This window comes from Alloactinosynnema sp. L-07 (assembly GCF_900070365.1).
In the GTDB taxonomy this organism is placed as follows: domain Bacteria; phylum Actinomycetota; class Actinomycetes; order Mycobacteriales; family Pseudonocardiaceae; genus Actinokineospora.
In genome coordinates, this window is record NZ_LN850107.1 from 4,922,684 (window position 1) to 4,949,159 (window position 26,476).

At 70.6% G+C, this 26,476-nt stretch carries 25 protein-coding genes; 14 read left to right on the forward strand and 11 right to left on the reverse strand.

Annotated features, from left to right (window positions below):
• Positions 1-218 precede the first annotated feature (218 nt).
• Genes BN1701_RS21950 through BN1701_RS21970 form a run of 5 tightly spaced genes read left to right on the forward strand, consistent with a single transcriptional unit; the run spans position 219 to position 4,243 of the window.
• Positions 219-971, forward strand: a complete 753-nt coding sequence (locus BN1701_RS21950; protein WP_054051761.1) for a site-2 protease family protein — start codon at positions 219-221, stop codon at positions 969-971.
• A gap of 36 nt (positions 972-1,007) precedes the next feature.
• Entirely contained in the window at positions 1,008-2,006 is a 999-nt protein-coding gene (gene cofD, locus BN1701_RS21955; RefSeq protein ID WP_054056027.1) for a 2-phospho-L-lactate transferase, read from the forward strand.
• Positions 1,996-3,339 carry a coenzyme F420-0:L-glutamate ligase gene (locus BN1701_RS21960; protein ID WP_054056028.1) on the forward strand — a complete coding sequence of 448 codons (1,344 nt, stop codon included), beginning with the start codon at positions 1,996-1,998 and terminating at the stop codon, positions 3,337-3,339. Before cofD ends, BN1701_RS21960 begins: the two co-directional genes overlap by 11 nt.
• Positions 3,336-3,878: an NUDIX hydrolase gene (locus BN1701_RS21965; RefSeq protein WP_054051764.1), complete on the forward strand. Its 543-nt coding sequence runs from the start codon at positions 3,336-3,338 to the stop codon at positions 3,876-3,878. The genes BN1701_RS21960 and BN1701_RS21965 overlap by 4 nt, the downstream gene beginning before the upstream one ends.
• Positions 3,878-4,243, forward strand: a complete 366-nt coding sequence (locus BN1701_RS21970) for a GntR family transcriptional regulator (protein ID WP_082860399.1) — start codon at positions 3,878-3,880, stop codon at positions 4,241-4,243. Before BN1701_RS21965 ends, BN1701_RS21970 begins: the two co-directional genes overlap by 1 nt.
• 568 nt (positions 4,244-4,811) lie before the next feature.
• Here BN1701_RS21970 and BN1701_RS21975 read toward each other — a convergent pair.
• From BN1701_RS21975 to BN1701_RS21990, 4 genes are all read right to left on the reverse strand, one after another.
• Complete coding sequence (locus BN1701_RS21975; RefSeq protein ID WP_054051769.1) at positions 4,812-6,095, reverse strand: ATP/GTP-binding protein; 1,284 nt, start codon at positions 6,093-6,095, stop codon at positions 4,812-4,814.
• A 154-nt stretch (positions 6,096-6,249) separates the two neighbouring features.
• On the reverse strand, positions 6,250-7,398 hold the full coding sequence (locus BN1701_RS21980; protein ID WP_054051771.1) for an RNA polymerase sigma factor: 1,149 nt from the start codon (positions 7,396-7,398) through the stop codon (positions 6,250-6,252).
• A 3-nt stretch (positions 7,399-7,401) separates the two neighbouring features.
• The gene (locus BN1701_RS21985) at positions 7,402-7,809 is read right to left on the reverse strand and encodes a YciI family protein (RefSeq protein ID WP_054051773.1); all 408 of its coding nucleotides are present in this window, start codon (positions 7,807-7,809) and stop codon (positions 7,402-7,404) included.
• Between the two features lie 102 nt (positions 7,810-7,911).
• On the reverse strand, positions 7,912-8,832 hold the full coding sequence (locus tag BN1701_RS21990) for a DNA-3-methyladenine glycosylase (protein ID WP_054051775.1): 921 nt from the start codon (positions 8,830-8,832) through the stop codon (positions 7,912-7,914).
• A 77-nt stretch (positions 8,833-8,909) separates the two neighbouring features.
• On the opposite strand from BN1701_RS21990, the gene BN1701_RS21995 reads away from it, so the two are divergent.
• Together BN1701_RS21995 and BN1701_RS22000 are read left to right on the forward strand one after the other, a co-directional pair.
• The gene (locus BN1701_RS21995) at positions 8,910-10,010 is read left to right on the forward strand and encodes a mannose-1-phosphate guanylyltransferase (protein ID WP_172803297.1); all 1,101 of its coding nucleotides are present in this window, start codon (positions 8,910-8,912) and stop codon (positions 10,008-10,010) included.
• An 88-nt stretch (positions 10,011-10,098) separates the two neighbouring features.
• Complete coding sequence (locus BN1701_RS22000) at positions 10,099-10,482, forward strand: hypothetical protein (RefSeq protein ID WP_054051776.1); 384 nt, start codon at positions 10,099-10,101, stop codon at positions 10,480-10,482.
• Between the two features lie 202 nt (positions 10,483-10,684).
• Here BN1701_RS22000 and BN1701_RS22005 read toward each other — a convergent pair whose 3' ends face one another.
• From BN1701_RS22005 to BN1701_RS22015, 3 genes are all read right to left on the reverse strand, one after another.
• A complete protein-coding gene (locus tag BN1701_RS22005; protein ID WP_082860400.1) occupies positions 10,685-11,539 on the reverse strand; it encodes a glycosyltransferase family 2 protein in 855 nt (284 codons plus the stop codon).
• A 23-nt stretch (positions 11,540-11,562) separates the two neighbouring features.
• Positions 11,563-12,693, reverse strand: coding sequence for a glycosyltransferase family 1 protein (locus tag BN1701_RS22010; protein ID WP_054056031.1), 1,131 nt, complete (start codon positions 12,691-12,693; stop codon positions 11,563-11,565).
• 61 nt (positions 12,694-12,754) lie between these two features.
• A complete protein-coding gene (locus tag BN1701_RS22015; protein WP_054056032.1) occupies positions 12,755-13,843 on the reverse strand; it encodes a glycosyltransferase family 1 protein in 1,089 nt (362 codons plus the stop codon).
• 37 nt (positions 13,844-13,880) lie between these two features.
• Here BN1701_RS22015 and BN1701_RS22020 point away from each other — a divergent pair, with 37 nt between their 5' ends.
• Genes BN1701_RS22020 through BN1701_RS22030 form a run of 3 tightly spaced genes read left to right on the forward strand, consistent with a single transcriptional unit; the run spans position 13,881 to position 18,434 of the window.
• On the forward strand, positions 13,881-14,813 hold the full coding sequence (locus tag BN1701_RS22020) for a glycosyltransferase family 2 protein (RefSeq protein ID WP_054051778.1): 933 nt from the start codon (positions 13,881-13,883) through the stop codon (positions 14,811-14,813).
• An 8-nt stretch (positions 14,814-14,821) separates the two neighbouring features.
• Positions 14,822-17,365 carry a glycosyltransferase gene (locus tag BN1701_RS22025; RefSeq protein ID WP_157368157.1) on the forward strand — a complete coding sequence of 848 codons (2,544 nt, stop codon included), beginning with the start codon at positions 14,822-14,824 and terminating at the stop codon, positions 17,363-17,365.
• Entirely contained in the window at positions 17,358-18,434 is a 1,077-nt protein-coding gene (locus BN1701_RS22030; protein ID WP_054056033.1) for a glycosyltransferase family 1 protein, read from the forward strand. Before BN1701_RS22025 ends, BN1701_RS22030 begins: the two co-directional genes overlap by 8 nt.
• Positions 18,435-18,437: 3 nt before the next feature.
• Here the strand turns inward: BN1701_RS22030 and BN1701_RS22035 are convergent, their stop codons facing one another.
• Positions 18,438-18,824, reverse strand: coding sequence for a nuclear transport factor 2 family protein (locus BN1701_RS22035; RefSeq protein WP_054051782.1), 387 nt, complete (start codon positions 18,822-18,824; stop codon positions 18,438-18,440).
• Positions 18,825-18,907: 83 nt separating this feature from the next.
• Between BN1701_RS22035 and BN1701_RS22040 the strand changes: the two genes are divergently transcribed.
• Positions 18,908-19,348 (forward strand): MarR family winged helix-turn-helix transcriptional regulator, encoded by a 441-nt coding sequence (locus BN1701_RS22040; RefSeq protein ID WP_054051784.1) that lies wholly within the window; start codon positions 18,908-18,910, stop codon positions 19,346-19,348.
• Between the two features lie 146 nt (positions 19,349-19,494).
• Here the strand turns inward: BN1701_RS22040 and rfbD are convergent, their stop codons facing one another.
• On the reverse strand, positions 19,495-20,397 hold the full coding sequence (rfbD, locus tag BN1701_RS22045; RefSeq protein WP_054051785.1) for a dTDP-4-dehydrorhamnose reductase: 903 nt from the start codon (positions 20,395-20,397) through the stop codon (positions 19,495-19,497).
• Between the two features lies 1 nt (position 20,398).
• Positions 20,399-21,382 carry a dTDP-glucose 4,6-dehydratase gene (gene rfbB / locus BN1701_RS22050; RefSeq protein WP_054051787.1) on the reverse strand — a complete coding sequence of 328 codons (984 nt, stop codon included), beginning with the start codon at positions 21,380-21,382 and terminating at the stop codon, positions 20,399-20,401.
• Positions 21,383-21,540: 158 nt separating this feature from the next.
• Here rfbB and BN1701_RS22055 point away from each other — a divergent pair, with 158 nt between their 5' ends.
• From BN1701_RS22055 to BN1701_RS22065, 3 genes are all read left to right on the forward strand, one after another.
• Positions 21,541-23,127 carry an LCP family protein gene (locus BN1701_RS22055; protein WP_197672131.1) on the forward strand — a complete coding sequence of 529 codons (1,587 nt, stop codon included), beginning with the start codon at positions 21,541-21,543 and terminating at the stop codon, positions 23,125-23,127.
• A gap of 232 nt (positions 23,128-23,359) precedes the next feature.
• Positions 23,360-24,538 (forward strand): LCP family protein, encoded by a 1,179-nt coding sequence (locus BN1701_RS22060; RefSeq protein WP_054051789.1) that lies wholly within the window; start codon positions 23,360-23,362, stop codon positions 24,536-24,538.
• A 12-nt stretch (positions 24,539-24,550) separates the two neighbouring features.
• Positions 24,551-25,225, forward strand: a complete 675-nt coding sequence (locus tag BN1701_RS22065; protein WP_054051791.1) for a TIGR03089 family protein — start codon at positions 24,551-24,553, stop codon at positions 25,223-25,225.
• Here the strand turns inward: BN1701_RS22065 and BN1701_RS22070 are convergent.
• On the reverse strand, positions 25,222-26,430 hold the full coding sequence (locus tag BN1701_RS22070; RefSeq protein ID WP_054051794.1) for an MFS transporter: 1,209 nt from the start codon (positions 26,428-26,430) through the stop codon (positions 25,222-25,224). The genes BN1701_RS22065 and BN1701_RS22070 overlap by 4 nt on opposite strands.
• Positions 26,431-26,476: the final 46 nt, after the last annotated feature.

The window sequence follows — 26,476 nt, forward strand, 5'->3', positions numbered from 1 at the left end:
CCTCCTCGCCTTCCGCACTCCCGGCTGGCGGATGCACTCGCTACTCCCTGGCGAATGACATCAATGTGATTACACCCTTGTCATGGCGGCGGGTCAAGCGCTGCCCCCAGGTGGGTGATGCGTTATGCGCAGGCTGTACCCGATCGTGTACCAGCAGAAACGGTACGGAGAGCCGGGGCGGCCGACGCGCAACCGGCATACGTTGCCACACTGGGTGGGTGCAGAGATCAGCGGTTCGCCCTTCTCCCATTTTCCTCGGACTCCTCGCCGTCACCGTGGGCGGTGGATTGCTCACCCTGCTCAACAGCGAAACCGCCGTGACGGCGGGCGTCGTGCTGCTCGTGCTCGGCGGCTGGGTGGTGTCGCTCTGCCTGCACGAATTCGGCCACGCGCTGGTCGCCTTCCGCGGCGGCGACCGCGAGGTCTACTTCAAGGGCTACCTGACCCTGGACCCGCGCCGGTACACCGACCCGGTGCTGAGCCTGCTCATGCCGGTGATCTTCCTGGCGATCGGCGGCATCCCGCTGCCCGGTGGCGCGGTCTGGATCAACCACCACGCGTTGCGTTCCAGAGCAGTGGAATCAAGCGTGTCGCTCGCCGGGCCGCTGTCGAACCTGGCCATCGCGATCCTGCTCGCGCTGTCGGTGAACGTGTTCGAGCCCGCCCTTCCGCTGGCGGCGGCGCTGTCGTTCCTGGCCGTGCTGCAGCTCGGCGCGTTCATCCTCAACATGCTGCCCGTGCCCGGCCTCGACGGCTGGGGCGCGATCGAGCCGTTCCTGTCCCACCAGGCGCGCATGTTCGGCGCGAAGGCGCGGCCGTGGGCGCCGCTGTTCCTGTTCGCGGCCCTGATCGGTATCCCTGGGGTGAGCGCGGCGCTGTGGGAGGTCGTCTACGCGCTGTTCGAGGTCATCGGCGGCGACGTCCTGTACTCCGTGTACGGCGCGGACGAATTCTTCTTCTGGCAGCGCTGAGCCCGGTCTCACCCGAACGTGCGAGGATCACCCACCGTGAAGGTTGTCGTAGTCGTCGGCGGAGTCGGCGGAGCCCGGTTCCTGCTCGGCGTCAAGAAACTGCTCGGACTCGACCCGGTCGGCCCGGCCCCGGCCGACTCGCCGCACGAGATCACCGCGGTGGTGAACACCGCCGACGACATCTGGCTGCACGGCCTGCGGATCTGCCCGGACCTCGACACCTGCATGTACACCCTCGGCGGGGGCATCGACACCGAGCGCGGCTGGGGCCGCACCGGCGAGACCTGGGCGGTCAAGGACGAGTTGGCCGCCTACGGCGCCGACCCGGACTGGTTCGGCCTCGGCGACAAGGACATCGCCACCCACCTGGTGCGCACCCGGATGATGCGCGCGGGCTACGAACTCTCCGACATCACCACCGCGCTGAGCGACCGCTGGAAGCCGGGGGTCCGGCTGCTGCCGATGTCCGACGACCGGGTCGAGACGCACGTGGTCATCGACGACCCGGAGACCGGCGACCGCAAGGCCGTGCACTTCCAGGAGTGGTGGGTGCGCTACCGCGCCGAGCCGAAGGCGCGGTCGATCGTGCCGGTCGGCGCGGACGAGGCCAGTGCCGGTCCGGGCGTCGTGGAGGCGATCACCGCGGCCGACATCGTGCTGCTGGCGCCGTCGAACCCGGTGGTGAGCATCGGCAGTGTGCTGGCGGTGCCGGGGGTGCGGACCGCGCTGCGCAAGACCGAGGCGCCAGTGGTGGGCATCTCGCCGATCATCAACGACCAGCCCGTGCGCGGGATGGCCGACGCGTGCCTGACCGCGGTCGGGCTCGGTGTGTCCGCCGAGGCCGTGGGCAGGCATTATGGCTCCCGCGAGTGCTCCGACAACGGCATCCTCGACGGGTGGCTGGTGCACTCCGGCGACACCGCCGACGTGCCGGGGGTGCTGGTGCGCGCGGTGCCGCTGCTGATGTCCGATGTGGACGCGACGGCCGCGATGGCTCGCGCGGCGTTCGACCTGGGTGGTGTCGATGTTGAGTGAACAGTCTGAACACGGTGCGCGGGGGTCCGTGGAGATCCTGCCGGTGCGCGGGCTGCCCGAGTTCCGGCCGGGCGACGACCTGACCGGCGCCATCGTCGCCGCGGCGCCGTGGCTGCGCTCTGGCGACATCGTGGTGGTCACCAGCAAGGTCGTGTCCAAAGTAGAGGGTCAGCTGGTGTCGGTGCCGTCCGACCCGGAGGCCCGCGACGCGGTCCGGCGCAAGCTGGTACTCGAAGAGTCGGTGAAGATCGTCGCGCGCAAGTTCCGCTCGCTGATCACCGAGAACCGGCTGGGCATCGTGCAGGCAGCCGCGGGCATCGACTCGTCCAACGTGGCAGGCGACGAGCTGGCGCTGCTGCCGGTCGACCCCGACGCCTCGGCGCTGGCCCTGCGCCTTGGGCTGCGCGAGCGGCTGGGTGTCGAGGTGGCCGTGGTCATCACCGACACCATGGGCCGGGCGTGGCGCATCGGGCAGACCGACGCCGCGATCGGCTCGTCCGGGCTGCGGGTGCTGCACTCCTACGCGGGCCAGATCGACTCGCAGGGCAACGAGCTGTCGGTGACCAGGGTGGCCGTGGCCGACGAGGTCGCCGCGGCGGCCGACCTGGTCAAGGGCAAGCTCGGCGGCGTGCCCGTCGCGGTGGTGCGCGGCCTGGAGATCGGCGACGAGACCGCCACCGCGCGCGACCTGCTGCGGTCGGTCGAGGACGACCTGTTCCGGCTGGGCACCGAGGAGTCCATCGCCCAGGGCAGGCAGGAGGCGGTGCTGCTGCGCCGGTCCCTGCGCGAGTTCACCGGCGAGCCGGTCGACCCGGAGTCGCTGCGCCGCGCGGTGGCCGCGGGCCTGACCGCCCCGGCTCCGCACCACACCCGCCCGGTCCGCTTCGTCCGGCTGGCCGACCATCGCGACGAACTGCTCGCGGCGATGCGCGAGGCGTGGAAGGCCGACCTGCGCGGCGACGGGATGCCCGCGGACTGGATCGAACGCCGCGTCCGCCGGGGCGCGCTGCTGTTCGAGGCCACCGAGATCCTGCTGCCGTTCCTGGTCCGCGACGGCGCGCACACTTATCCCGACGCCCGCAGGTCCGAGGCCGAACGCACGATGTTCACCATCGCGGGCGGCGCGGCGGTGCAAGGCACGCTCGTGGCGCTGGCGGCCGAGGGACTTGGGTCGTGCTGGGTGTCGTCGACGATCTTCTGCGCTGATGTAGTCCGGCGCGTACTCGACCTGCCGGACACGTGGGAGCCGCTGGGCGCGGTCGCCGTGGGGCACCCGGTGGAGGAACTGACCCCGCGCTCGATGTCGACCGAGGACTGCTGGGTGGAGAAATGACGCTGCACGCGGACGCCGTGGCCACGCTGACCTCGTGGAAGCCCGCCGACCGCGGACAGGAGTCCCTGCGCCAGGCCTACCTCGGTTTCCTCGCGGCACGGCCGGACGCGTGTGAACGCGCGTGCGCGGCCGGACACCTCACGGCGTCGGCGCTGGTCCTGGACGACACGGGGTCCCAGGTCCTGCTGACCCTGCACCCGCGCGTCGGCACCTGGCTGCAGTTGGGTGGCCATTGCGAGCCTTCGGATGTGTCACTGGCGGGGGCGGCGCTGCGGGAGGCGACCGAGGAGTCGGGGATCGACGGGCTGGTGATCGAGCCGGTGCCGTTTCATGTGGACGTGCACCCGATCACGTGCTCGCTTGGTGTGCCGACCCGGCATTTCGACGTCCGTTTCGCGGTGCGCGCGCCCGCGGGTGCGCGCGCGGTGTGCAGTGACGAGTCGCTGGATCTGCGGTGGTGGCCGATCGACGCGCTGCCGGACGACCCGGACGGCTCAGCCGGGATCGCGGAGATGATCGACGCCTTGGTCGCGCGGTGATCAGCGTCCGGATTGATCCGGAGTCGGCGGTGCCGCCGTTCGAGCAGGTTCGGAGTGGGCTGGCGCAGGGGATCAACGATCACACGCTGGCGGTGGGGACGAAGCTGCCTACTGTTCGGCAGTTGGCGGCCGATCTTGGTTTGGCGGCTAATACCGTGGCGCGCGCTTATCGGGAGTTGGAAGAGGCTGGTCTGGTCGAGACGCGCGGGCGAGCGGGGACGTTCGTTGGGGCGGCGGGGGATCGGACGCTGGAACGCGCGCGCACGGCGGCGGCGGCTTATGCGTCGGCGGCTCATAAGTTGGGACTGTCGACGGAGGATGCGTTGGCGATTGTTGAGGCGGCGCTCGCGCAGCAGACTCGGTGACAATCCGACAATCCTTAAGTTGAACAATCCGGCGTGGGTAGACGGCGCCCGCTGTTCAACGTCGCCCGCTGTTCGCGGATCCTGCCGTTCAGCGATTCACCCTGTTCACATCGCTGTTCAACCGATCAGCGGACCCGGCGTCGTCCGGGCCGTCTGGCTTGGGCCGCACCATCGGGTGAAACTGGGCGATCACGCTGTGCCCGGGGCCCCTACGACGGCCCCTGTGGGGAAAAAGCGGTGGCGGATAAGGCACCCCACACGCCAGGCAGCTTAGGGGCCGTCGTCCCCCCAGACACAGCGTGATCGCCCAGTTTCACCCGATGCTGCTTTGTGGGTCGGCGCGGCTTGGATCATTCTACAATTCTACGTTTCGGCAATCCTACAATCGTTGCGGGCGTTGTTGAGTCGGGCGGCCCGGCGGGTTAGGTGGTCGCGTTCGGCGAGCCCGTCTTGGGGTAGTTGAAGTGTCGAACTCCGTTCGCTCGCCCTCAACCGCCCACCCGATGGTCGCGACGTGGCCCAACCCTGCGGTGGATCGGCCGGTCCGCGTTCGAATCGCGCCGCCTGCTCACGCGAGCCCCGCCACCAGGTCGGCGACTTCTCGCGCCATCTCGCCGGTGGTCACCCTCGGCACGCCGCCATAGCGGCCCCGGAGATAGCCGCGCTCCAGATTCTCGTCCCTGCGCGGCCGGGCATCGATCAGGGAATACAGCTCGGTCTCCCCGCTCGACTTCTTCGCCGCGATCCACACCTGGTCACGACTCAGCGGCCTGCCAACCATCCCGGTGCCGAGCAGGGTCGCGTCATGAGTGGTGAACAGCAACTGCGCGCCGTGCGGGTTGGCGACCGGGTCCTGGAAGAGCCGGATGACCTCGGCGGCGAGGATCGGGTGCAAGCTGGAGTCAAGTTCATCCGCGAGCAAGACCGACCCACTGTCAAGTTTGTCCAGCGCCTGCCCGATGAACGCGAACCACGCGTGAGTGCCAAGGGACTCCTGGGAGTGGAACTCGAGGGCCACCGGTTCGTCACCGCTTCCGCGGTGCAGCAACCGTATCTGCTGGTCGACCGGCTTCGCGCTGTCCACGTCCAGCCCAAGAATTCCCAAATCCGCCAGCCGCAGCAGCGACTCGACTCGACCGCGGTAACCGGTATCGTGATGATCTGTCAGCCGCTTCCTGGTGTATTCGGCACGCTTCGTCATATCGTCGCCGGAGCTGACCATCGACAGGTTGTCCAGGAACCAGCGATAAATGGGAGACAGCTGCGGGTGATTGAGGGTGGCCGCGACTGTCAGAAAGAGCGCATTTGGCCTGGTCGATGCGACCAGATGTTCCTTGGCGCCACGCAGGTTCTCATTGGGGAAGTGAATTTCCTTGCCTTTACGCCCCGGATCGCGATCGAACCAAACTTGCTTGTTTCCTTTGGGGTAGGCGTGCAGCCACTCAGCCTCCACCCGATCGTCGGACAACTCGAATCCGTACGTGTAGCGCACTTTCCGCCCGTCGCGACGCGAACCCTCAGGCAACAGCAGATCGACCTCGAAGAGTGTTGTTTCGTCCCCGCAAGTAGGGTCGAGCGCGAACGGCTCCCGAGGCACCCCATGTCCACCCGCCCAGGACACCATCGAGTCGCGCACGGCCGCCCTCATCGCCAGCAGCGCCTGCAGCAGGTTCGACTTGCCGGAAGCGTTGGCCCCGAACACCCCGACCGCGGGGATGATGCCGATCTCCTTGCCGCCCGACTCGACGCCGGTGCGCCGGACGATCGCGTCATCGGAGTCGGACGCGACGAAGGAAAGTTCAGCCTCTCCTCGAAGCGACCGGAAGTTCGCGACCCGAAACCGCACCAGCACCGCCGGCCTCCCTATACCCTGGCGAAACGTTGCCCAGACAGACTCTCAGGTAGAAATCCTACAGGATCGCCACCAAAACCCGGATTCAAGCCGGGATCCAACGTTCCGACAATCCTACAATCGCTGGTCCGGGACCCGGATGTCGTCCGGGGCGTCAGTGCGGCTGGCGGGTGTTGTGGAGTCGGGCGGCTTGGCGGGTTAGGTGGTCGCGTTCGGCGAGGTTGGGTGCCTGTTGAGCCGCATCGGCGTACAGCCGGGCTGCCGTCTCCAGGTCGCCGTCGCGCTCGTGAAGGTAGGCCGCTACCGCGGTGTGGCGGGGCAGTGAGTCGTCCAGTTTCGCGAGTGCCGCGAGGCCTGCGATGGGGCCGTCCGCCTCGCCGACGGCCACCGCGCGGTTGAGCCGGACGACCGGGCTGTCGGTCAGGCGCGCGAGTTCGTCGTACCACTCGACTATCTGTACCCAGTCGGTCTCCCCTGCCGTGGGCGCGTCCGCGTGCAGTGCGGCGATGGCGGCCTGAGCCTGGAACTCGCCCAGTCGGTCGCGCGCCAGGGCCGCCTGCAGGATCTCGACGCCCTCGGTGATCGACTCGGTGTCCCATCGGCCGCGGTCCTGCTCGGCGAGCGGCACGAGGCTGCCGTCGGGCGCGGTCCGGGCCGTGCGTCGGGCGTGGTGGAGCAGCATGAGGGCGAGCAGGCCGGCCACCTCGGGGTGATCAATCACAGTCGCAAGCTGCCGGGTGAGTCGGATGGCCTCGACAGCGAGATCGACATCGCCGCTATAGCCCTCGTTGAAGACCAGGTATAGAACGCGTAGGACGGTGGCGACGTCGCCGGGCTGGTCGAAACGCACTCCCGAGACAGTGCGCTTGGCCCGGCTGATGCGCTGCGCCATGGTCGCTTCGGGCACCAGGTAGGCCTGAGCGATTTGGCGGGTGGTCAGCCCTCCAACGGCGCGCAGCGTGAGCGCGACGGCGGATGACGGCGTCAGCGACGGGTGGGCGCACAGGAAGTAGAGCTGGAGCGTGTCATCGACCGCGGGCGCGGGCCCGGGCACGGGCTCCTCTTCGACGAGGTCTTCACGCCTGCGCCGGGCGACGTCCGCGCGGGTGGCGTCGAGGAACTTGCGCCAGGCCGCGGTGATCAGCCAGCCCTTCGGGTCGCGCGGCGGGTCGGCGGGCCAGACGCGGACGGCCTCGACCAGCGCGTCCTGCACGGCGTCCTCGGCCGCCGCGAAGTCTGCTCCGCGGCGGACGAGGATACCGAGCACGCTGGGCGTGAGGCTCCTGAGTAGGACCTCGTTCACAGGTCACTCCGTGATGGTGGGCGGCGCAGCCATGAAGGGGCGCACCTCAAGCCACTCGTGGATCGGCTTCCCGCCCGCGCCCGGGGCGGCCGACAGGTCCCCGGCCAGCTCGACGGCGCGCTCGTGGCTGTCGACGTCGATCACCATCCAGCCCGCGATGAGGTCCTTGGTCTCGGCGAACGGGCCGTCGGTCACCGGCGGACGACCCTCGCCGTCATAGCGGACCCACGTCCCCTCGGGGGCCAGCGCCTGACCGTCGACGAACTCGCCGGTCCCCTCCAGCCGGGCCGCGAAGTCGCTCATGTACCGCATGTGGGCCGAGATCTCCGCGGGCGTCCACCGGTCCATGGGCACGTCGTTGACCGCTGACGGGGCGCCGCGGTAGTGCTTGAGCAGCAAGTACTTGGCCATCGTGGTTCTCCTTGGTGCTGATGCGACCCAGTCCGGTCGCGTTCAGTGCGGGGACGGAGCAGGTCACGGGTTCTCGACATCGCCGCCCGACTTTTCTTCGAGTCAGAGCCTGCGGTAGTCGCGCGGTGAGAAGCGCGGCGCGAAGCGGGGTTTGCCGGGGCCGCCGAGCAGGACGTAGAGGGCCGCGCGGTGGCGTTGTGGGGTGTAGGGGGCCAGTTCTTCGAGCATCCGGTCGTCGTCGATCTTGTGGCCGAGCAGGCCATAGCCGATGAGGTCCGACAGGTGGTAGTCGCCGACGCTGAGCGCGTCCGGGTCGCCCCAGGCGCGCTGGGCGACCTCCGCCGCGGTCCACACGCCGATGCCCGGGACCTTCCGCAGCAGGGCCCGTCCCTCTTCGCCCTTGAGCTCGACCGCGCGCTCCAGTCGGCCCGCCACTTGGGCCGCGGCGAGCACCGCGCGGCGGCGGGCGCCGTCGAGGCCTGCCTTGTGCCACTCCCAGTCCTCGATGCCCAGCACGGCCCGCGGCGAAGGCGGGGTCGTGAGGCCGGCGGGTGCCGGTCCGGGCGCGGGGTCGCCGAAGCGGCGGGCCAGGTCACGCCAGGTGCGGTAGGCCTCGGTGCCGGTCACTTTCTGTTCGATGATCGCCGCGAGCAGCACGTCCCACACCCGCCCGGTCGAACCCAAACGCAGCCCGGGGCGCCTGCGCCGGGACTCCGCGACGAGCGGATGGTGCGCGACGAAGCCGGAGTCGTCGTCCTCGGCGCCGAGCAACGCGGGCAGGCCGTCGATGAGCCGCTCCGCGCCGGGCCCCCAGGCTGACGCGGCCACGTCGTCGCCGATGCGCAGGCAGAGCGTGCCCGCTCCGTCCGGGGTGTTGGCGGCCAGCCAGAGCCCACGCTCGTCCTGCTGCCACGCCGGGTCGCCCGGGCCGCGCCGCAGCGGGCGCAGGGCGCTCGCGACGTCATGCGGGCCGTCGGGTGCCCAGTGCCGTACCAGGGCGGCGGGGGCGGGGATCGCGGTCATCACGAGGACCGTACCCGCCGGTTGGCTACAGTGGTCCGCACATCACGCCCGCCGGGGACCAAAGGACACCAAGCTCTGTGACTGCCGAACTGCATGTCGTCGTGCCCGCCGGGGGCAGCGGCACCCGCCTGTGGCCGCTGTCGCGGGCCGCGAACCCGAAGTTCCTGCACCCTCTCACCGGCACCGACCGGTCACTGCTGCAGGCCACCTTCGACCGCTTGGCCCCGCTCTCCTCGGCGGAGAACCTGCTGGTCGTGACCGGTACGGCGCACGCGGCGGGCGTCGCGCGGCAGCTGCCGGACCTGCCGGAGCGCAACATCCTGGTCGAGCCGCTGGCCCGTGACTCCTGCGCGGCCATCGCGCTGGCCGCCGCGGTGATCGACAAGCGCGCGCCGGGGGCGGTCATGGCCTCCTTCGCCGCCGACCACCTGATCACCGACACCGACGAGTTCGCCCACACCGTCGCCCGCGCGGTCGACGGCGCGCGCGACGGCAACCTGATGACCATCGGCATCACGCCGACCCGCCCCGAGACCGGCTATGGCTACCTGCGGTGCAGTGAACCCGCCGAGCGCGGGGTCATCCAGAAGCTGTTGGAGTTCAAGGAGAAGCCGAGCCTCGAGGTCGCCACCCAGTACGTCGAGTCGGGCAGCTACCTCTGGAACGCCAGCATGTTCGTCTGGCGCACCGACGTCTTCCTCGCCGAACTGTCCGCCCGCCGCCCCGACGTGGCCGAGCCGATCCTGGCCATCGCCGCCGCGTGGGACACCGAGGCGCAAGAAGCCGTGCTGTCCCAGCTGTGGCCGTCGGTGCCGAAGGTGGCCGTCGAGTACGCCGTGATGGAACCGGCCGCCGCCGAGGGCAAGGTCGCCACCGTCCCCGGCGACTTCGGCTGGAGCGACATCGGCGACTTCGACACCCTCGGCGACCTGCTCGGCACCGACGTCGGCGAAGGCGGCCGATCGGTGTCGACCAGCGGCAACGGCAAGGTCATCGTGGTCGACGGCAAGGGCGTGGTCGTCGTCCCGGCGAACCGCCTGATCGCGACCCTCGGCGTCAACGACCTGATCGTGGTCGACACCGAGGACGCGGTCCTGGTGTGCAGGCGCGACCGGGCCCAGGACATCAAGAAGCTGACCGAGATCCTGCGCGAACGCGGCGAACTCGATTACATCTGACCCGTCCGATCGGCGCTGGCCGATGACGGCACGCGACTGGAGAGATACTCTGGCAGGGCACATGGAGCGACGCAGGAGAGGGCACTCTATGGACCCCCGAGAGCGCGCCGACGCCATTCTCGCCCGCGCACGTGCCCGTGGCGCCTTCGTCGTCACTCCGGAGAGTGCGATCTCTCCCATGGACGCCTCCGCGACACTGCAGATCCCACGGGCTGTGGTGAACGCGCTGGACGACACTGAAGTCACCATGGTCTTCCCGGTGGCGACCGAGGAGCTTCCCGCGATCGCCCAGGACGCGGCGACGCAGTCGCTGGCCGCTCCGCCTCGTCGGGCCCAGCACCCGGTCGACCCGCGTTCCCGTCCCACGGAACAGCTTCCGCAGGCACGACCGGAGCAAGTGGACGGTCTGGTGCCCACGACGAGGCCGTCGCCGCAGCCTCGGCAGACCTTTACGCAGCGGCTCGACGGCTGAGCCTGGTTGGGCCGAACCACGGCCCAGCTGCCCGGTGAGGTGCCTGTTTGGGTGGTTCGCCTTGATTTGGGGCCCCTAGAAATGGGCCTGTGCGGGTCAAAAGGCGAGCTCAAGGAACCTCACCCGCACCGCGATTTTAGGCCCATTTCCCCCAAATCAAGGCGAACCACCCAAACAGGCCGTTGGATTCGGCCCGTTGCGCTTAGCGGGTTTCGAGCTTAAGGCGTAGTGCTAGGCCTGCCTTCACTGCGAGGCGTACTGGCGCCCAGATGGGGCCCTGGTGGCGGTCTGCGATGTAGCGGTAGGCGCTGTCGTGGTGGGCTGCCAGCATCTTTGTCGATGCCTTTGCCGTGGATACGCCTTGGATGTGCATGACTTTGGCTGTGGGTACGTAGACGTTCTGCCAGCCAGCCCTGCCCAGGCGTTCGCCGAGGTCGACGTCCTCGAAGTACATGAAGTAGCGGGAATCGAAACCGTCAACCGAGTCGAAGGCCTCCCTGCGGATCAGGAAGCACGAGCCCGACAGCCAGCCTGCGACCCGCTCCCGGACATCCGTCGCCGACTGCTTGTACGCCTTGGTCCACGGGTTGCCCGGCCACACCTTCCCCAGTACCCCGTGCCCGATTCCCTTGCCCAGTGACGGGATCTCGCGGGCCGACGGATAGACCGCGCCGGTTTGTTCGGTGATCAGGGGGCCGAAGGCGCCGCCGCGGGGCCAGCGGTCGGCGGCTTCGAGGAGGGTGTCGAGGGAACCCGGCTCCCATTCGACGTCGGGGTTGGAGATCACGATCCAGCCGTAGCTGTCGTCCAGGGCGGCTACGCCGCGGTTGGCGCCCGCGCCGTAGCCGAGGTTTCCGCCGGTTCGCACGAGTTCGACGTTGTCGTGGGTCTCGGCGGCGGCCTCAGGGGCGCCGTCGGTGGAGCCGTTGTCGGCCAGGATCACGTGCACCGGGCGGGAGGTGGCCTTGTCCAGTGTCACAAGGAACCGGTCGAGCGTCTCCCCGGGCGAGTACGTCACGGTCACGACGGCGATCTCGGCACCGTAGGTTTCGGTCACGACCAAACATTGTCCACGCAGGCTCAGCGGGCCCGGCGGTGGGTCAGCAGCGCCCGTTCGTACACCTCGCGGTGGCGGTCGGCGCACTGGCTCCAGGAGAACTCCTTGGCCCGCTGCTGGGCCGCGGCCGACAGCACCGCGCGGCGGGCCGGGTCGTCGAGCAGGTCGGCGATGGCGGCGCTGATGTCGCCCGCGCCGACGCCGCAGTAGGCCACGGCGTCGCCGCCGACCTCGGGCAGCGACAGCCTCCGCGTGGTCAGCACACACGCCCCGCAGGCCATCGCTTCCAGGACCGGCAGGCCGAAGCCCTCGCCGAGGCTGGGGTAGGCGACCAGCGCGGCGCCGCCGAGGAAGCCCGCGAGGTTCTCGAAGGGCAGGTAGCCCGCGCGGATCACGCGCAGGCGGTGCGGCACGGCGTCGAGCGCGCGTTCGATCTGGTGGTCCCAGCCGGGCTGACCGGCCAGCACCAGCGCGGGCGGCTCCGCTCGGCCCTTGCAGGCCGCGGCGAAACCGCGGATCAGGGCGGGCACGTTCTTGCGCGGCTCCAGAGCACCGAGGAACGCGACGTACGGCTGGTCCCCCAGCCCGACCACGGCCCGCGCCTCGGCGACCTCGGCGGGCGAGGGTGGGTGGAAGCGCTCGGTGTCCACGCCGTGCTGGATGACGTCGAGCCTGCGCGGGTCGGCGTTGGCGACCCGCGTCAGCTCGGCCGCCGTCGCCACACTCGGCACCACGCAGCGCGCGGCGCGGACCAGGGCGGTCTTGGTCCAGGCGCGGAAGAACGTCGCCTTGATCGAGTGGTGCAGCACGGCGTCGGTGAAGAAGGTCGCGTCGTGCAGGGTGACCACGGACGCGGCCGGGTTGGCCAGCGGGATCGTGTAGTGGGGGGAATGCAGCACGTCGACGTTGAGCCTGCGGACGAGCCGCGGCAACGTTGTCTGCTCCCAGGTCAGCCGGGCGGTGCGGGTGGTCACCGACGCCGAGGTCGGCACGATCCGCGCGTCGGGGGCCAGTTCGCTGTAGAGCCGGGTGTCGCGGGGCTGGCAGACCACGCTGAGCGCGGCGCCGTCGGCGGCCAGGGCCGCGACCAGCGAGTCGACATACCGGCCCACCCCACCGCGGTCCGCGGGCACCGCGGTCGCGTCGATGAGCACGGCGGGGTCGGACACGCTGGACAGCGTACGACGGCCGATGTCGGCGGAATGACCGAACCGGTTAACTTCCTTCTCCACTCTTGTTAGCCCAGTGGCTCACATGCAGCCGCCAGACCGCCTCGGCCGCCCCCGCCCAGGTGAACCCGGCGGCCCGCGCGCGGCCCCTGGCGACCAGGTCGGCGGCCGTGTCCGGCCGCTCAAGCACCTCCCGAAGAGCACGCGCCAGGTCGGCTGGATCGTCGCGGCGGGCGGTGATCCCGGCCCCGCCCGCGACCTCGACCAGGGCGGGTGCGTCCGAGTGCACCACCGGGACGCCCGCCGCCATCGCCTCCAGGACCGGCAGCCCGAACCCCTCGGCCCGGCTCGGCGCGGCGAGCACGGCGGCCTGGCGCAGCACCGTGGCGAGTTCGCCGTCAGTCACCCGACCGAGGACGTGGAGCCGCGCGCGGGGCAGGCCGTGGCGGTCGGCGAGGGCGTCGAGATCAACCTCACCCCAGCCGCGCGGGCCGACTACGACGAGCGCGGCGCGCGAGAGGCCCGCCATCGCGGCGACCAGGGTGTCGAGGCCCTTGCGTGGCTCGACGGTGCCGATGGCCAGCACATACTCCGGCGGCAGGCCGTCGACCGGGGTCGGCTCGGCGGCGGTGACCCCGTGCCCGATCACGTGCACCGGTGCGGGTCCGGGCGCGTGCCTGGCCAGGTCGTCGGCGACGGCCTGGGTCGGCACGATCACCGCCGCCGCCGTGGCCGTGGCCCGGCGGATGACCTTGCGGTGCCAGGCGGCGCCACGCGGAGTCAGCGTCTCTGGGTGGGTGAAGGGCACGGTGTCGTGCACGGTGACCACAAGCCCGCCGCGCGCGGGCGGGGCGAGCGGGGTGGGCGCGTGCACCATGTCGCCGCCGGGCCACAGCGGCATGCCGTACTCCCAGGCCAGCGTCAGCGCCCGCCTCGGCAGCGCGAGCGCGCGGGGGCCGAGCACGCCGGGGATCGCCGCCGGGGACAGGTCGGCGTGGCGCGCGGTGACGCCGCGGACTGTCCAGCCCACTGGAGCGGCGGCTGCCAGAGCGGCGGCCAGCTCGCGGGTGTAGCGGCCGGTTCCGCCCGGAACCGGGGACAGCAGTTGCTCGGTGAGGACGACCAGCTCGGGCACGCCGGAAGGATGGCATGCCTGCGGTAGCGTCGCGCCGGTGAACGTCCGCACGACCGTCGTCGTCGTCACCTGGCGCGGCCGGGCACACCTCGCCGCGTGCCTCGACGCCCTGGCCGCGCAGACCAGGCCGCACCGCGCGATCGTGGTCGACAACGCCTCCACCGACGGTTCCGCCGCGATCGCCGCCGCCCATCCGAGCGCGCCGGAGGTGCGCGGGCTGCCGGTCAACGTCGGCTACGCGGGCGCGCTGGCCGCCGTCGGCGATCCAGGCACCGCGTTCGTCGCCTGGCTCAACGACGACGCCGCCCCCGGACCGGACTGGCTGGCCCGGCTGGAGGACACCCTCGACGCCGACCCGACCGCGGCCGCGGCCAGCGCCCGGCTGGTGTCCCCGGCGGGCGCGGTGCAGTCGGTCGGCGTCCGGCTGACCGCCGACGGGCACGGCGCCGACGCCACCGCGGGCCCGGTCTTCGGCTTCTGCGGCGGCGCCGCGCTGGTCCGGGCGGCGGTGTTGGCGCAGGTCGGCGGGGTCCCAGGCGAGTATTTCTGCTACTACGAGGACACCGACACGTCCTGGCGGCTGCGGCTGGCGGGCTGGTCGGTCGTGGCGGTCCCGGTGGACGTGGTCCACCTGCACGGGGCGAGCACCGCGCCTGGGTCCCGCGATTTCCACCTGTGGAACGAGCGCAACCGGCTGCTCACGCTGCTGCGGTGCGCGCCCGCGCGCGTCGCCGCGGCCCAGGTGGCACGGTTCGCGCTGCTCACCGCCGTGCTGCCGCTGCGCGCCGGGGTGCCGGACGCGCACAACTTCCAACTCGGCCTGCGGCTGCGGGTGTTGAGCCAGGTCGCCGCCCGGCTGCCGCGCGCGGTCGCGGCCCGTCTCAAGATCAAACTCTGCACGCCGGACGCCCGGACGGCGGTCTGGCGGGAGTGGTCCGGCCAGTCGGGCGACGTGGACCAACGCCGATAAGGCACGCTATGGCCCAGGAGCTACGGGGAGGAGTCGGCGTGGTCGAGGGGGCACTGCCCACACTGTCGGTGATCTTGGTGAACTACCGGGGCGCCGAGGACACCTTGACCTGCCTGCGCGCGCTGCGGGCCGACCTCGACTACCCGGCCGACCGGCTGCAGGTCATCGTGGTCGACAACGACTCCCAGGACGGCAGTGCGGCCAAGATCGGCGCGGTCGACGGGGTCGAACTGGTCGAGGCGGGGGCCAACCTGGGCTTCGCCGGAGGCTGCAACCTGGGTGCCCGGCACGCGCGCGGCACGGTCCTGGCCTTCCTCAACAACGACGCGCGGCCCGATCGGCAGTGGGCGCGCGCGGCGGTGCGGGTGCTGACCGAGCAGCCGGACGTGGCGGCGGTGGCCAGCAAGGTCCTGGACTGGGACGGCACCAACATCGACTTCGTCGACGCGGGCCTGACCTGGTTCGGCATGGGCTACAAGCGCCACGCCGGCCAGCCAGACGACGGCAGCCACGACGACCCGCGCGACGTGCTGTTCGCCACCGGCTCGGCGATGTTCGTCCGGGCCGGGGTCTACCGCGAGCTCGGCGGGTTCGACGAGCGGTTCTTCATGTTCTACGAGGACGTCGACCTGGGCTGGCGGCTGAACCTGCGCGGCTGGCGGGTGCGCTACGAGCCGACGTCGCTGGCCTACCACCGGCACCACGCGTCGATGTCCGAAGTGGACACCAAGGACCAGTCGCGCGAGCTGTACCTGTTGGAGCGCAACGCGTTGGCCGCGCTCTACAAGAACCTCTCCGACGAGACGCTGGCCAAGGCGCTGCCGGGCGCGCTCGCCCTGGCCGTGCGCAGGGCCACCGCGCGCGGCGACGTCGACCCGACGCAGCTGGAGATCACCCGCCGCGACGGCAGCGAGGGCCCGGTGTCCATCCCCCGGACCACGCTCGCCGGAATCCTCGCCATCGACCAGTTCGTCGAGATGCTGCCCTCGCTGGCGGCCTCCCGCGCGGTCGAGCAGGCCGCCCGGGTGCGGTCGGACGCGGACCTGGTTCCGCTGATGCGCAAGGCGATGGAGCCCGCGTACCCGCTGCCGCGCTACCTGGCCGCGCACGAGGCGATCGTCGAGGCGCTGGGCCTGGAGCAGGCCTTCGGCGCGCGCCGCAAGATCCTGGTGATCACCGGGGACGCGCTGGCCGAGCGCATGGCGGGCCCGGCGATCCGGGCGTGGAACATGGCCGACATCCTCGCCGCCGAACACGACGTGCGGCTGGTGACGGTCAACCCGGTGTGCGCACCGCCGGACGCGGCGTTCCCGGTTCTGCGGGCCAAGCGACGCGAGTTGGAACCGCACGTGGCCTGGGCGGACGTGGTGATCGTCCAGGGGCACGCGCTGGAGCTGGTGCCGTCGCTCAAGCACGCGGACTCCACCAAGATCGTCGTGTGCGACGTCTACGACCCGATGCACCTTGAGCTGCTGGAACAGGGCAAGGACGAGATCGCCGAGAAGCGCGAACTGGACCTGGTCGGGGTGACCAAGGTGCTCAACACGCAGCTGGAGCGCGGCGACTTCTTCATCTGCGCCTCGGAGCGGCAACGGCACTTCTGGCTGGGCCACCTGATGTCGCTGGGCAGGCTGACACCGTCGCTCTACGACGGCGACCCGACGCTGCGATCGGTGCTCGACGTGGTGCCGTTCGGCCTGCCGGGCAAGCCGCCGCAGCAGAGCCGCAACCCGATCAAGGGCGGCCTGCCCGGCATCGGCGACGGCGACAAGGTCGTGCTCTGGGCGGGCGGGGTCTACAGCTGGTTCGACCCGTTGACGCTGGTCAGCGCCATCGGGACGCTGGCCAGGCGGCGGCCGGAGGTCCGGCTGGTGTTCCTGGGGATGAAGCACCCGAATCCCGAGGTGCCGGAGATGGACATCGGCGCCCAGGTGCGCGCGCTGTCCAGTCGGCTCGACCTGACCGGCAGGCACGTGTTCTTCAACGAGACGTGGGTGCCCTACGACCAGCGTCAGGACTGGCTGCTTGACGCCGACTGCGGGGTCACCACGCACTACGAGCACGTGGAGACGACCTTCGCCTTCCGCACGCGGGTGCTCGACTACCTGTGGGCGGGTCTGCCGATCGTCACCACCGACGGCGACTCGTTCGCCGAACTCGTGCGCGCGGAGGGCCTGGGCGTGGTCGTCCCGGCCGAGGACGTCGACGCGCTGGCCGACGCGCTGGAGCGGGTCCTCTATGACACGGAGTTCGCGCAGGCCTGCCAGGACCGGATCGCGGGCGTGCGGGAGCGGTTCACCTGGGAGAACGCGCTCGCCCCGCTGACCGCCTTCTGCCGCGACCCCCGCCCGGCCACCGACCGGCTGCCGGGCGCCGAGCCGCTGGTCCGCCGGGCGCCCCTGGGCGCGGCGGGCACGGTCCGGCGCGACCTGGCCCTGGTCCGCGAGTACCTCGACGGCGGCGGCCCCACCGAACTGGCCCGCCGCGCCGCGGGCCGGGTCCGCAGGCTGGCCAAGGACAAACTGCGCGGGGGTGGCCCAGGCGATGTCTGACCGCCCGATCCGCGTCCTCATCGACGGGACCCCGCTGCTGGGCTCCCGCACGGGCATCGGCCGCTACACCGCCGCCCTCGCCGAGGAACTGGCGTCCTCGCCGGACGTGAACATGCGGGCGGTCGCCTTCACCCTGCGCGGCTGGCGCAAGCTGCGCCATGTCCTGCCGCACGGCTCCCAGGCGCGCGGGTTCCCGGTGCCCGCCCGCCTGCTGCGCAAAGCGTGGGTGCGCGGCCAGTTCCCGCCGATCGAGCTGTTCGCCGGGTTCACCGATGTCGTGCACGGGACCAACTTCGTCCTCCCCGCCGCCGCCCGGGCCAAGGGCGTGCTGACCATCCACGACCTGGCTTTCCTCGATTTCCCCGACGAACTTCCGCCCAGCGACGCCGAACTCCCGCGCCTGGTGCAGCTCTCGGCCGACCGCGCGACCGTGATCTGCACACCGACGCGCGCGGTGGCTCAGCGGGTTGTCGAGCGGCTTGGGGTGTCCGAGGACAAGGTCCGGGTGACCCCGCTCGGTGTCGACCCGCAGTGGTTCACCGCGCGCCCGCCGAACGAGGCCCTGGTCGCCAAGATGGGCCTGCCCAAGGAGTATCTGCTCTTCGTCGGCGCGGCGGGCCCCCGCAAGGCGTTGGGCTGGCTGCTCGACGCCCACGCCGCCACCCCGTCGCTACCGCCGCTGGTACTCGCGGGTCCTGGACACGCGGTGGGGTCGGAGCGGGTGATCTCGACCGGCTATCTGTCCGAAGTGGACTTGCGTAGCGTGGTCGCGGGGGCGAGCGCGCTCGTGCTTCCCTCGCGGGACGAGGGTTTCGGTCTGCCCGTGCTGGAAGCCATGGCCTGCGACGTCCCGGTGGTCTGCTCGGACGTGCCCGCGCTGCGCGAGGTTTCCGGCGGCCACGCCACCCTGATCCCCTTCGGCGACACCGAGGCCATGGCCGTGGCACTGGCCGCCGTCCTGGACAGCCCCCTGTCCCCCGCCACCCTCTCCGCCCGCCGCACCCACGCCGCGGCCCACACCTGGCGCCGGTGCGCGGAACTCACCATCGCCGCATACCAGTCGACCTAGGCCCTAAGCGCGCCACACCGGGGCGACCTCCACCCTCGACAACCTCCACTCGGCGTCGATCTCGCGCGCCCGGAACCGATACACGGCACCGAGTTCGAGCACAGGCTTGTCGTCCTTGCCGACGAACGTCCCGATCAAGTTCGCGCGCACAGCGGCTTCGGATCCGTCCACATCGACCAGCACGTTCGAGATCAGATGCTGGATCCGCTGGTACTCCTCATGATTGCGCGACGCTTGCGCGATGACCGCGTCGCGACCTTCGGCGACTCCGCCTGGCGTGCTGGCTGAGACATCGTCGGTGAACAGCTCGCGCAAGTCGTCGAACCGATGATCGTCGAGGCAGGCGGCGAGCCGGTAGACAAGCTGGGTGATGTCGAGAACCGCGTTCACTTGCTCCTCCTAATTCGTTGGCTGTACCAACGTTGGTTTGACCAACGTATCACCAGTCGATCGGAAGCGCTACGGTGAACCACATGGACACTCGTTCAGCACCGGCTCGGCTGCGCTCGCTGACGAGCTGGCTGATCAACCAGAACTCGGTCACCGCCCGCAACGTCGTCACCGACCGGCTCGAAGGCACCGGCACCCGCCGCTACCACTACTCGATGCTCGCGGCCCTGGAGGAGTTCGGCCCCGCCAGCCAAGCCGACCTGGGCCGTCGCTGCGGCCTCGACCGCAGCGACGTCGCGGGCGCGGTGGCCGACCTGCTCGACCAGGGGTGGGTGGACCGCACACCGGATCCGGTCGACCGCAGGCGCAACATCGTCCAGCTGACCAAGGCCGGGGTGAAGCAGCTCAAGGTCCTCGACCGGATCGTCGGCGAGGCTCAGGACGATCTGCTCGCCCCGCTGTCGGCCGCCGAGCGGCAGCAGCTCAACCGCCTGCTGACCCGGCTCGCCGACCACCACGCCTGACCGCAGGCCCGGCGCCGAGGATGGCGTCGAGCCGGCGGGCGAGCAGCTCCGAGATTCGCCCGCTGCTGGGCGGCATGTGCGGCTCCGGCGCCACGATGAGGGGGGAAATGCTGGGGCCTGCGGTCCCCTCACTTGCCGGGCAGCGGTTACGGCTGGAAGCCCGTCGGGTGTTCTTTGAACGCTCGTGCCAACGCGTCGCGCCAGTTTGGTAGGGGGGTGAGGCCCGAGGCGGTCCATGCGGTGTTGGAGAGGACGGAGTATGCCGGGCGTTTGGCGGGGGTCGGGTAGTCCGCCGTTGTGCAGGGGTGGACCCTGGATGGGTCGGCGCCGAGTTCCTCGAAGACCGCCTTGGCGAACCCGCACCAGGTGACCGAGCCCGCGCCTGCGCAGTGCAGGACCCGGCTCGACGGGGGCGTGCCCTCGGCGATCTTCGTGGCGAGGTCGATCAGGCCTGCCGCCAGGTCGGCCGCCCAGGTCGGAGCACCGACCTGGTCGTCCACCACCGACAGCGTCTCGCGCGACTGCTCCAGGCGGGCCATTGTCTTGACGAAGTTGGCGCCGAAGGCGCTGTAGACCCAGGCGGTGCGCACGACCCAGGCACGCGCGCCCGAGCCCAGGACCGCCTGTTCGCCCGCCAGCTTCGTGATCCCGTACACCGACTGCGGCCGGGTCGGGTCGTCCACCTCGTAGGGCCGGTCGGCCGTGCCGTCGAAGACGTAGTCGGTCGACACGTGCACGAGCGGCACCCCGCGCGAGGAGCAGACCGCCGCCAGGACGCGCGGGCCGTCGGCGTTGACGGCGAACGCGCGTGAGGTCTCGGTCTCGGCTTTGTCGACGGCGGTGTACGCGGCGGCGTTGATGACGATCGGGTGTCTGCCCTCGGCCTGGGCCTTGTCCGCCAACGCGGACACCGCGGCGATGATCGACCCGGCGCTGGTCAGGTCGAGTTCCGCCGAGCCGAGCGCGCGCACGGAAACCGCGTCGCCGCTGAGGGCGGCGAGTTCGCGGCCGAGCTGCCCGGTGCCGCCGGGTACGAGGACATCGATCACGTCAGTTCCCCGATCGGGCCTTGAGGGGTTCCCACCAGCCGCGGTTGTCGGCGTACCACTTGACGGTGGCCGCGAGACCGTCCTCGAACGGCACGCGGGGCGCGTATCCGAGTTCGGTGCTGATCTTGGTGATGTCGACCGAGTAGCGGCGGTCGTGGGCCTTGCGGTCGATGACCGGCTGGACGAACGACTCGTCGGTGCCGGTGGACTCCAGCAGCAGCGTGGTCAGTTCGCGGTTGTTCAGCTCGGTGCCGCCGCCGATGTTGTAGATCTCACCCGGCCTGCCGCCGTCGGCGACGAGTTGGATGCCGTGGCAGTGGTCGTCGACGTGCAGCCAGTCGCGCACGTTGAGGCCGTCGCCGTAGAGGGGCACCTTCTTGCCGTCGAGCAGGTTGGTGGTGAACAGCGGGATGACCTTCTCCGGGAACTGGTACGGCCCGTAGTTGTTGGAGCACCGGGTGACACACACCGGCAGCCCGTGGGTGCGGAAGTACGAGCGGGCCATCAGGTCCGAGGACGCCTTCGACGCCGAGTACGGCGAGTTCGGCTCCAGCGGATGGGTCTCCGGCCATGAGCCGTGCTCGATCGACCCGTAGACCTCGTCGGTCGACACGTGCACGAACTTGCCGACCTTGGCCTCCAGGGCCGCCTGCAGCATCGTCATCGTGCCGAGCACGTTGGTCCGGACGAACTCCGACGACCCGGCGATGGACCGGTCGACATGGGACTCGGCGGCGAAGTGGACGACCAGGTCCACCCCGGACATCACCGACGCGACGGTCTCGGCGTCGCAGATGTCGCCATGCACGAACCGCAGCCGGGGGCTGTCGGCGACCGGGGCCAGGTTCTCCCGGTTGCCCGCGTAGGTGAGCTTGTCGAGGACGACCACCTCGGCGTCGGCGAGGGTCGGATAGGCGCCGGACAGTGCCTGCCGCACATAGTGCGATCCGATGAACCCGGCTCCGCCCGTGACCAAAACCCGCATATCGCTCCGCCATTCCTCTCGGTTGCTGACCGAGTGTTTCATGTTCGCGGACCCTGTCGCCCACTCGTGCGGGTAATCGCCGCCGGTGCCGAAACCCTTACCGATGCCACCTGGGTAATCTGAACGGTGGGACGGGTCGGGGATGGGGAGGAGCGCTCGTGGGCGAGCGTGCGCGGTGGTTGGGCACGCAGGCCGTGCGGACGGTCGCGTTTCTGTTGTCCTCCGCCGTACTCGCCGGTACGGCCTACGGCTGGTGGACGGTGGGCGACGTCGACGCCAACACCGTGACCACCGACGTGATCGCCGAGGACGTCGGCACCCGCCCGGTGCCGCTCGACGGCGCGATCGACATGCTGCTGGTCGGCATGGACAGCCGCACCGACGCCTTCGGCAACCCGCTGCCCAAGGAAGTGCTCCAGCTGCTCAACGGCGGCAAGGTCGACGGCGAGCGCAACACCGACACCATGATCCTGGTGCACATCCCCGTCGACGGGACCCGAGCGATCGCCTTCTCCTTCCCGCGTGACTCGTGGGTCGACATCGGCGAGGGCTTCGGCAAGCACAAGCTCAACTCGGCGTTCGTCTACGCCTACACCGACGCCCGCAAGACACTGGCCGCCCAGGGCGTGACCGACCAGAAGGAACTCGACCAGCGGGCCACCGTCATCGGCCGCAAGAACCTGATCGCCACGATCGAGCGGCTGGTCGGCAACGCGGTCAAGATCGAGCGGTACGCCGAGGTCAACCTGGCCAGCTTCTACGAGGTCACCAAGGCCATCGGCGGCGTCGAGGTGTGTCTGAACAACGCGGTCAGCGAGCCCAAGTCCGGCGCCAACTTCGCCGCGGGCCGCCAGACCATCTCCGGCAAGGAGGCGCTGTCTTTCGTCCGGCAGCGCTACGACCTGCCCAACGGCGACCTCGACCGGATCGTGCGCCAGCAGGTGTTCCTGGCCGCGCTGGCCGACAAGGTGCTCTCCGCCGACATGCTGACCAACCCGTCCAAGGCGCGCGACCTGATCGGCGCGGTCCAGCGGTCGGTGGTGCTGTCGAAGAACTGGAACCTGTCCACGTTCGCCGCCCAGATGCAGGGCCTCAGCGGCGGCAACATCGAGTTCCGCACCATCCCCACCGAGGGCGACGCGAAGATCGGCGGGGCGGACGTGATCAAGGTCGACCCGGCCAAGGTGCACGAGTTCGTCGCCCGGCTGACCGGGTCCCCGGTCCGGCCGTCCACCTCGGGCTCCCCGTCGGCGACGACCCGGCCCACCACCACGACCCCCACGGCGAGCGACCTGTTCCCGGAGTCGACGACGACCACCACCAAAGCCACGATCAACGGCATCACCGTGGACGTCCGCAACGGCTCGAACACCGTCGGCCTTGCGGGCGACGTCCTCGACGAACTCTCGGGCCTGGGCTTCGGCCGCGGGCAGACGACCGACACCGCGGTGCAGTCCGGCTCGGTCATCCGCTACCCGAGGGGCGAGCTGGCCACGGCCAAGCAGGTGGCCACCTCGCTGGCGGGCCCGTTCGTCTTCGAGGAGGACCGGACCCTGCCCACCGGCCGCATCCGGATCGTCCTGGGCACCAGCTACCAGGTCGGCGACTCGCTGACCGGCGACCGGCTGCTGAGATTCGAGCCACCTGAGCCGACCGGATCGTCCACGCCGAGCACGACGACATCGCCGAGCAACACCGCGCCGCCGCCGAAGATCGAGGCGGGCGGGCTCAACTGCGTGAACTGACCCCTATTACAGTCCGTGTCCGTCTAGCCTGTGACCAGGCTTGGGGCTAGTGGTGAGTCCATGAACGTTGTCGGGCTATCGGCGGATCCAGGTTTCCGCTGGGCGTGCCGCCGGAATGCCGCTCGTACTGGGTGTACTTGGGCGTTCCGGCGGTGCGCCCAGCGGGAAGCTGGGCCGTCGAGAGCCCGGCAACGTTCGTGGACACACCACTAGGCAATCGGGGGGACGGAACGTGGCGGGGCGGGCGGGGAAGACCTGGCTGATTGTCGGCCGGTCCGTGATCGCGCTGGTGTCGGCCGCCGCGCTGGCGGCGATGGGCGCGGTCTGGTTCCAAGTCGATCAGCTGCAGGAGAGCGTCAACACGACCGACGCCATCGCCGCCGCGGCCAACGCCCCCGACGCGCCGTCCGCCGATGACGGCGCCAACGACATCCTGGTCGTCGGCAACGACACCCGAACCGACCTGCAGGGCCGCCCACTGTCGGCAAGGGTGCTGCGCGAACTGCGCACCGAGGCAACGGACACGATCAACACCGACACCCTGATCCTGCTGCGGCTGCCGCGCAACGGGGGCAAGAGCTTCGCCATCTCCATCCCGCGCGACACCTACGTCGCCGTCCCCGGCCACCGCGAAGAGAAGATCAACGGCGCGTATGGGGTCATCAAGGCCAAGACCGCGCAGTCGATGGTCGACGGCGGCGAGCGCGACCGGGAGAAGATCGAACGCGAGTCCGACAACGCGGGCCGTACGGCGCTGGTCCAGTCGGTCCAGGGTCTGACCGGCGTGCGCGTCGACCACTACGTCGAGGTCACGCTGTACGGCTTCTACCTGCTCACCGAGGCCATCGACGGCGTCGACGTGTGCCTGAACCGCTCGACCAGCGACCCCGACTCCGGCGCGAACTTCCGCCGCGGCCAGCAAACCGTCCGCGGCGGCGACGCGGTCGCCTTCGTCCGCCAGCGCAAGGGCCTCCCGCGCGGCGACCTCGACCGGATCGTCCGCCAGCAGACCTTCCTCGCCTCGGCGATGAACAAGGTCCTCAGCGGCGGCACCCTGGCCGACCCTGGCAAGCTCAACAAGCTTGAGAACGCGGTGGCCAAGACCGTGGTGATGGACCCCGGACTGCATTTCCTGGACCTGGTCAACCAGGCGCAAGCGCTTGCGTCGGGTGCGGTGGAGTTCGTGACCATCCCGGTGACCGGCGTCGGCGCGCGCAACGACCGTGGGCAGAGCATCATCACCGTCGACCTGACCGCTGTGCACGCCTACATCAAGGGGCTGGCCACGGCCAACCCGCCGCCCGCCCCGCCACCGCCCTCGATGACCGAGGAGTCGAACCTTACCGGCGACCGCCTCCTCGACTTCGGCGCCCCCGCCGCGCTCAACACCGCCGCACCTTGCGTCTACTGACCGGAGTTCCCCGTGAGCCTCACCGAGATCCTGCTTCGCCCGCTGCGCGCGCACTCCGCGAAGCCGTTGATCACCCACTATGACGACACGGCGGGCACGCGGGTCGAGTTGTCGGTGGCGACGGTGGCCAACTGGGCGGCGAAGACGGCGAACTGGCTGGTCGAGGAGCACGACGTCGAGCCGGGTACGCCGGTCTCGGTGCGGCTGCCCGCGCACTGGCAGACCGCGGGCATCCTGCTCGGCGCGTGGTGGTGCGGCGCGCACGTCACCGATGAGGACCCGGTGGTGACCTTCGCGGTGCCGGGCGCGGACGGTGACGGTGCCGTGGCGTCGGTGTCGCTGGACCCGATGGGCCGCGACCTCGGCGGCTCGACGGGTGGGCTGGTCGACTTCGTCGGCGAGGCCCGCATGTTCGGTGACGACTTCTTCGGCGCGACGGTCGACGGTTCGACGCCCGCGCTTGCAGGGTCCACTGTAGACGAGGTGGTCGCCGCGGCGAGGGCTCTGGGGGAGAACTACGGTGCGGGCGCACGGGTCCTGTCGACTCGCGAGTGGACGGTGCCCGACGGCGTTCTGGCCGCCGTGGTCGCGCCGCTGGCGGTGGGCGGGTCGATCGTCCAGGTCAGCAACCCCAGCCGCCTCGACGCCCACCGCACCAGCGAGCGGACCACGTTCGACCTGCTCTAGACCACGACCGGTTCGTCTAGCAGGTCCCGGATCCGGCGGACCTCGCTGAACCACAGCGCCACGGGCGCGAGGAACGCCAGCGCGCAGAACACCCACAGCGTCGTCCGGGTATCGATCACCGTCGACACCACACCCGCTGCCAGCGCGCCGACCGGGATAGCGCCCCAGGAGACGAAGCGGACCGTCGCCATCACCCGCGACAGCAGGTCCGGTGGGCTCGCGACCTGACGGTGGGTCCGGGTGGAGATGCTGAACACCACGACGCCCGCGCTGAACCCGGCCGCTCCCAGCGCGAACAGCACCATTCCCCAGCCACCCGCCCCGGCCGGGTGCAGCAGGCAGCACGCCGCGCCGAAAGCCGACGCGGCGAGGATCGCCCGGGCGCTGCCCATGGCGTTGACCAGCCGGGTCGCCAGTGTCGCCCCGATCAGCGCGCCGACGCCGTCGAAGGCGACGAGCAGACCGACCACGGCGGGCGCGGCACCGAGATCGCGGACCAGGAACACGGGCACGAGCGCCATCAGGGCGCCGTTGACGAAGTTGATCGAGGTCGCGCCCAGCACGCACGGGCGCATGACCGGGTGCCGCAGGACGAACCGCAGGCCGTCGCGGATCTGCGTCCGCATCGGCGGCGCCGACTCGGGCTGGGGCGCGTTCCCTGACGGCAGCTTGCGCAGCAGCGCGGCGGAGACCAGGAAGCTGACCGCGTCGATCACCAAGGTCGGGACCGCGCCGAGGAGCTGGACCAGCAGGCCGCCGAGTCCGGGTCCACCGAGGTGGGTGGTCGAGTGGGTGGCCGAGATCAGGCTGTTCCGGGCCGTCAACTCGTCCTTGGCGACGATCGACGGCAGGAAGGTCGCGTTGCCCACGTCGAAGACCACGTTCGCCAAGCTGATCACCAAGGCGGCCGCGACCAGGTGGACCAACGTCAGTTCGCCGAGCCACCAGGCCAGGGGGATGGATCCGATCGCCGCGGCGCGGATCAGGTCCATGGCCACCTGCGTGCCGCGCAGCGGCAGCCGCCGCACGATCACGCCCGCGGGCAGGCCGATCAGGATCCAGGCGGCGTAGGACGCCGCGGCGACCAAGCCGACCTCGAAGGCCGACGCGCCCAGCACCGTCACCGCCACCAGTGGCAGCGCGACCGCCGTCACCGCCGTGCCAACCTGGCTGATCGCGCCCGCCGCCCAGTACCGCCAGAACATGTCGCCCCCAGTTCGCGAGTAAGTTCCTATTCGGAACTCACTATAC

What these genes read in the sequence shown, in the direction of transcription:
- BN1701_RS21960 (WP_054056028.1), top strand. Translation starts at nt 1,996, where the DNA reads ATGTTGAGTGAACAGTCTGAACACGGTGCGCGGGGGTCCGTGGAGATC.
- BN1701_RS21965 (WP_054051764.1), top strand. Translation starts at nt 3,336, where the DNA reads ATGACGCTGCACGCGGACGCCGTGGCCACGCTGACCTCGTGGAAGCCC.
- BN1701_RS21985 (WP_054051773.1), bottom strand. Translation starts at nt 7,809, where the DNA reads ATGGCCAAGTACTTGCTGCTCAAGCACTACCGCGGCGCCCCGTCAGCG.
- BN1701_RS21990 (WP_054051775.1), bottom strand. Translation starts at nt 8,832, where the DNA reads ATGACCGCGATCCCCGCCCCCGCCGCCCTGGTACGGCACTGGGCACCC.
- BN1701_RS22000 (WP_054051776.1), top strand. Translation starts at nt 10,099, where the DNA reads ATGGACCCCCGAGAGCGCGCCGACGCCATTCTCGCCCGCGCACGTGCC.
- BN1701_RS22025 (WP_157368157.1), top strand. Translation starts at nt 14,822, where the DNA reads ATGGCCCAGGAGCTACGGGGAGGAGTCGGCGTGGTCGAGGGGGCACTG.
- BN1701_RS22030 (WP_054056033.1), top strand. Translation starts at nt 17,358, where the DNA reads ATGTCTGACCGCCCGATCCGCGTCCTCATCGACGGGACCCCGCTGCTG.
- BN1701_RS22040 (WP_054051784.1), top strand. Translation starts at nt 18,908, where the DNA reads ATGGACACTCGTTCAGCACCGGCTCGGCTGCGCTCGCTGACGAGCTGG.
- rfbB (WP_054051787.1), bottom strand. Translation starts at nt 21,382, where the DNA reads ATGCGGGTTTTGGTCACGGGCGGAGCCGGGTTCATCGGATCGCACTAT.
- BN1701_RS22070 (WP_054051794.1), bottom strand. Translation starts at nt 26,430, where the DNA reads ATGTTCTGGCGGTACTGGGCGGCGGGCGCGATCAGCCAGGTTGGCACG.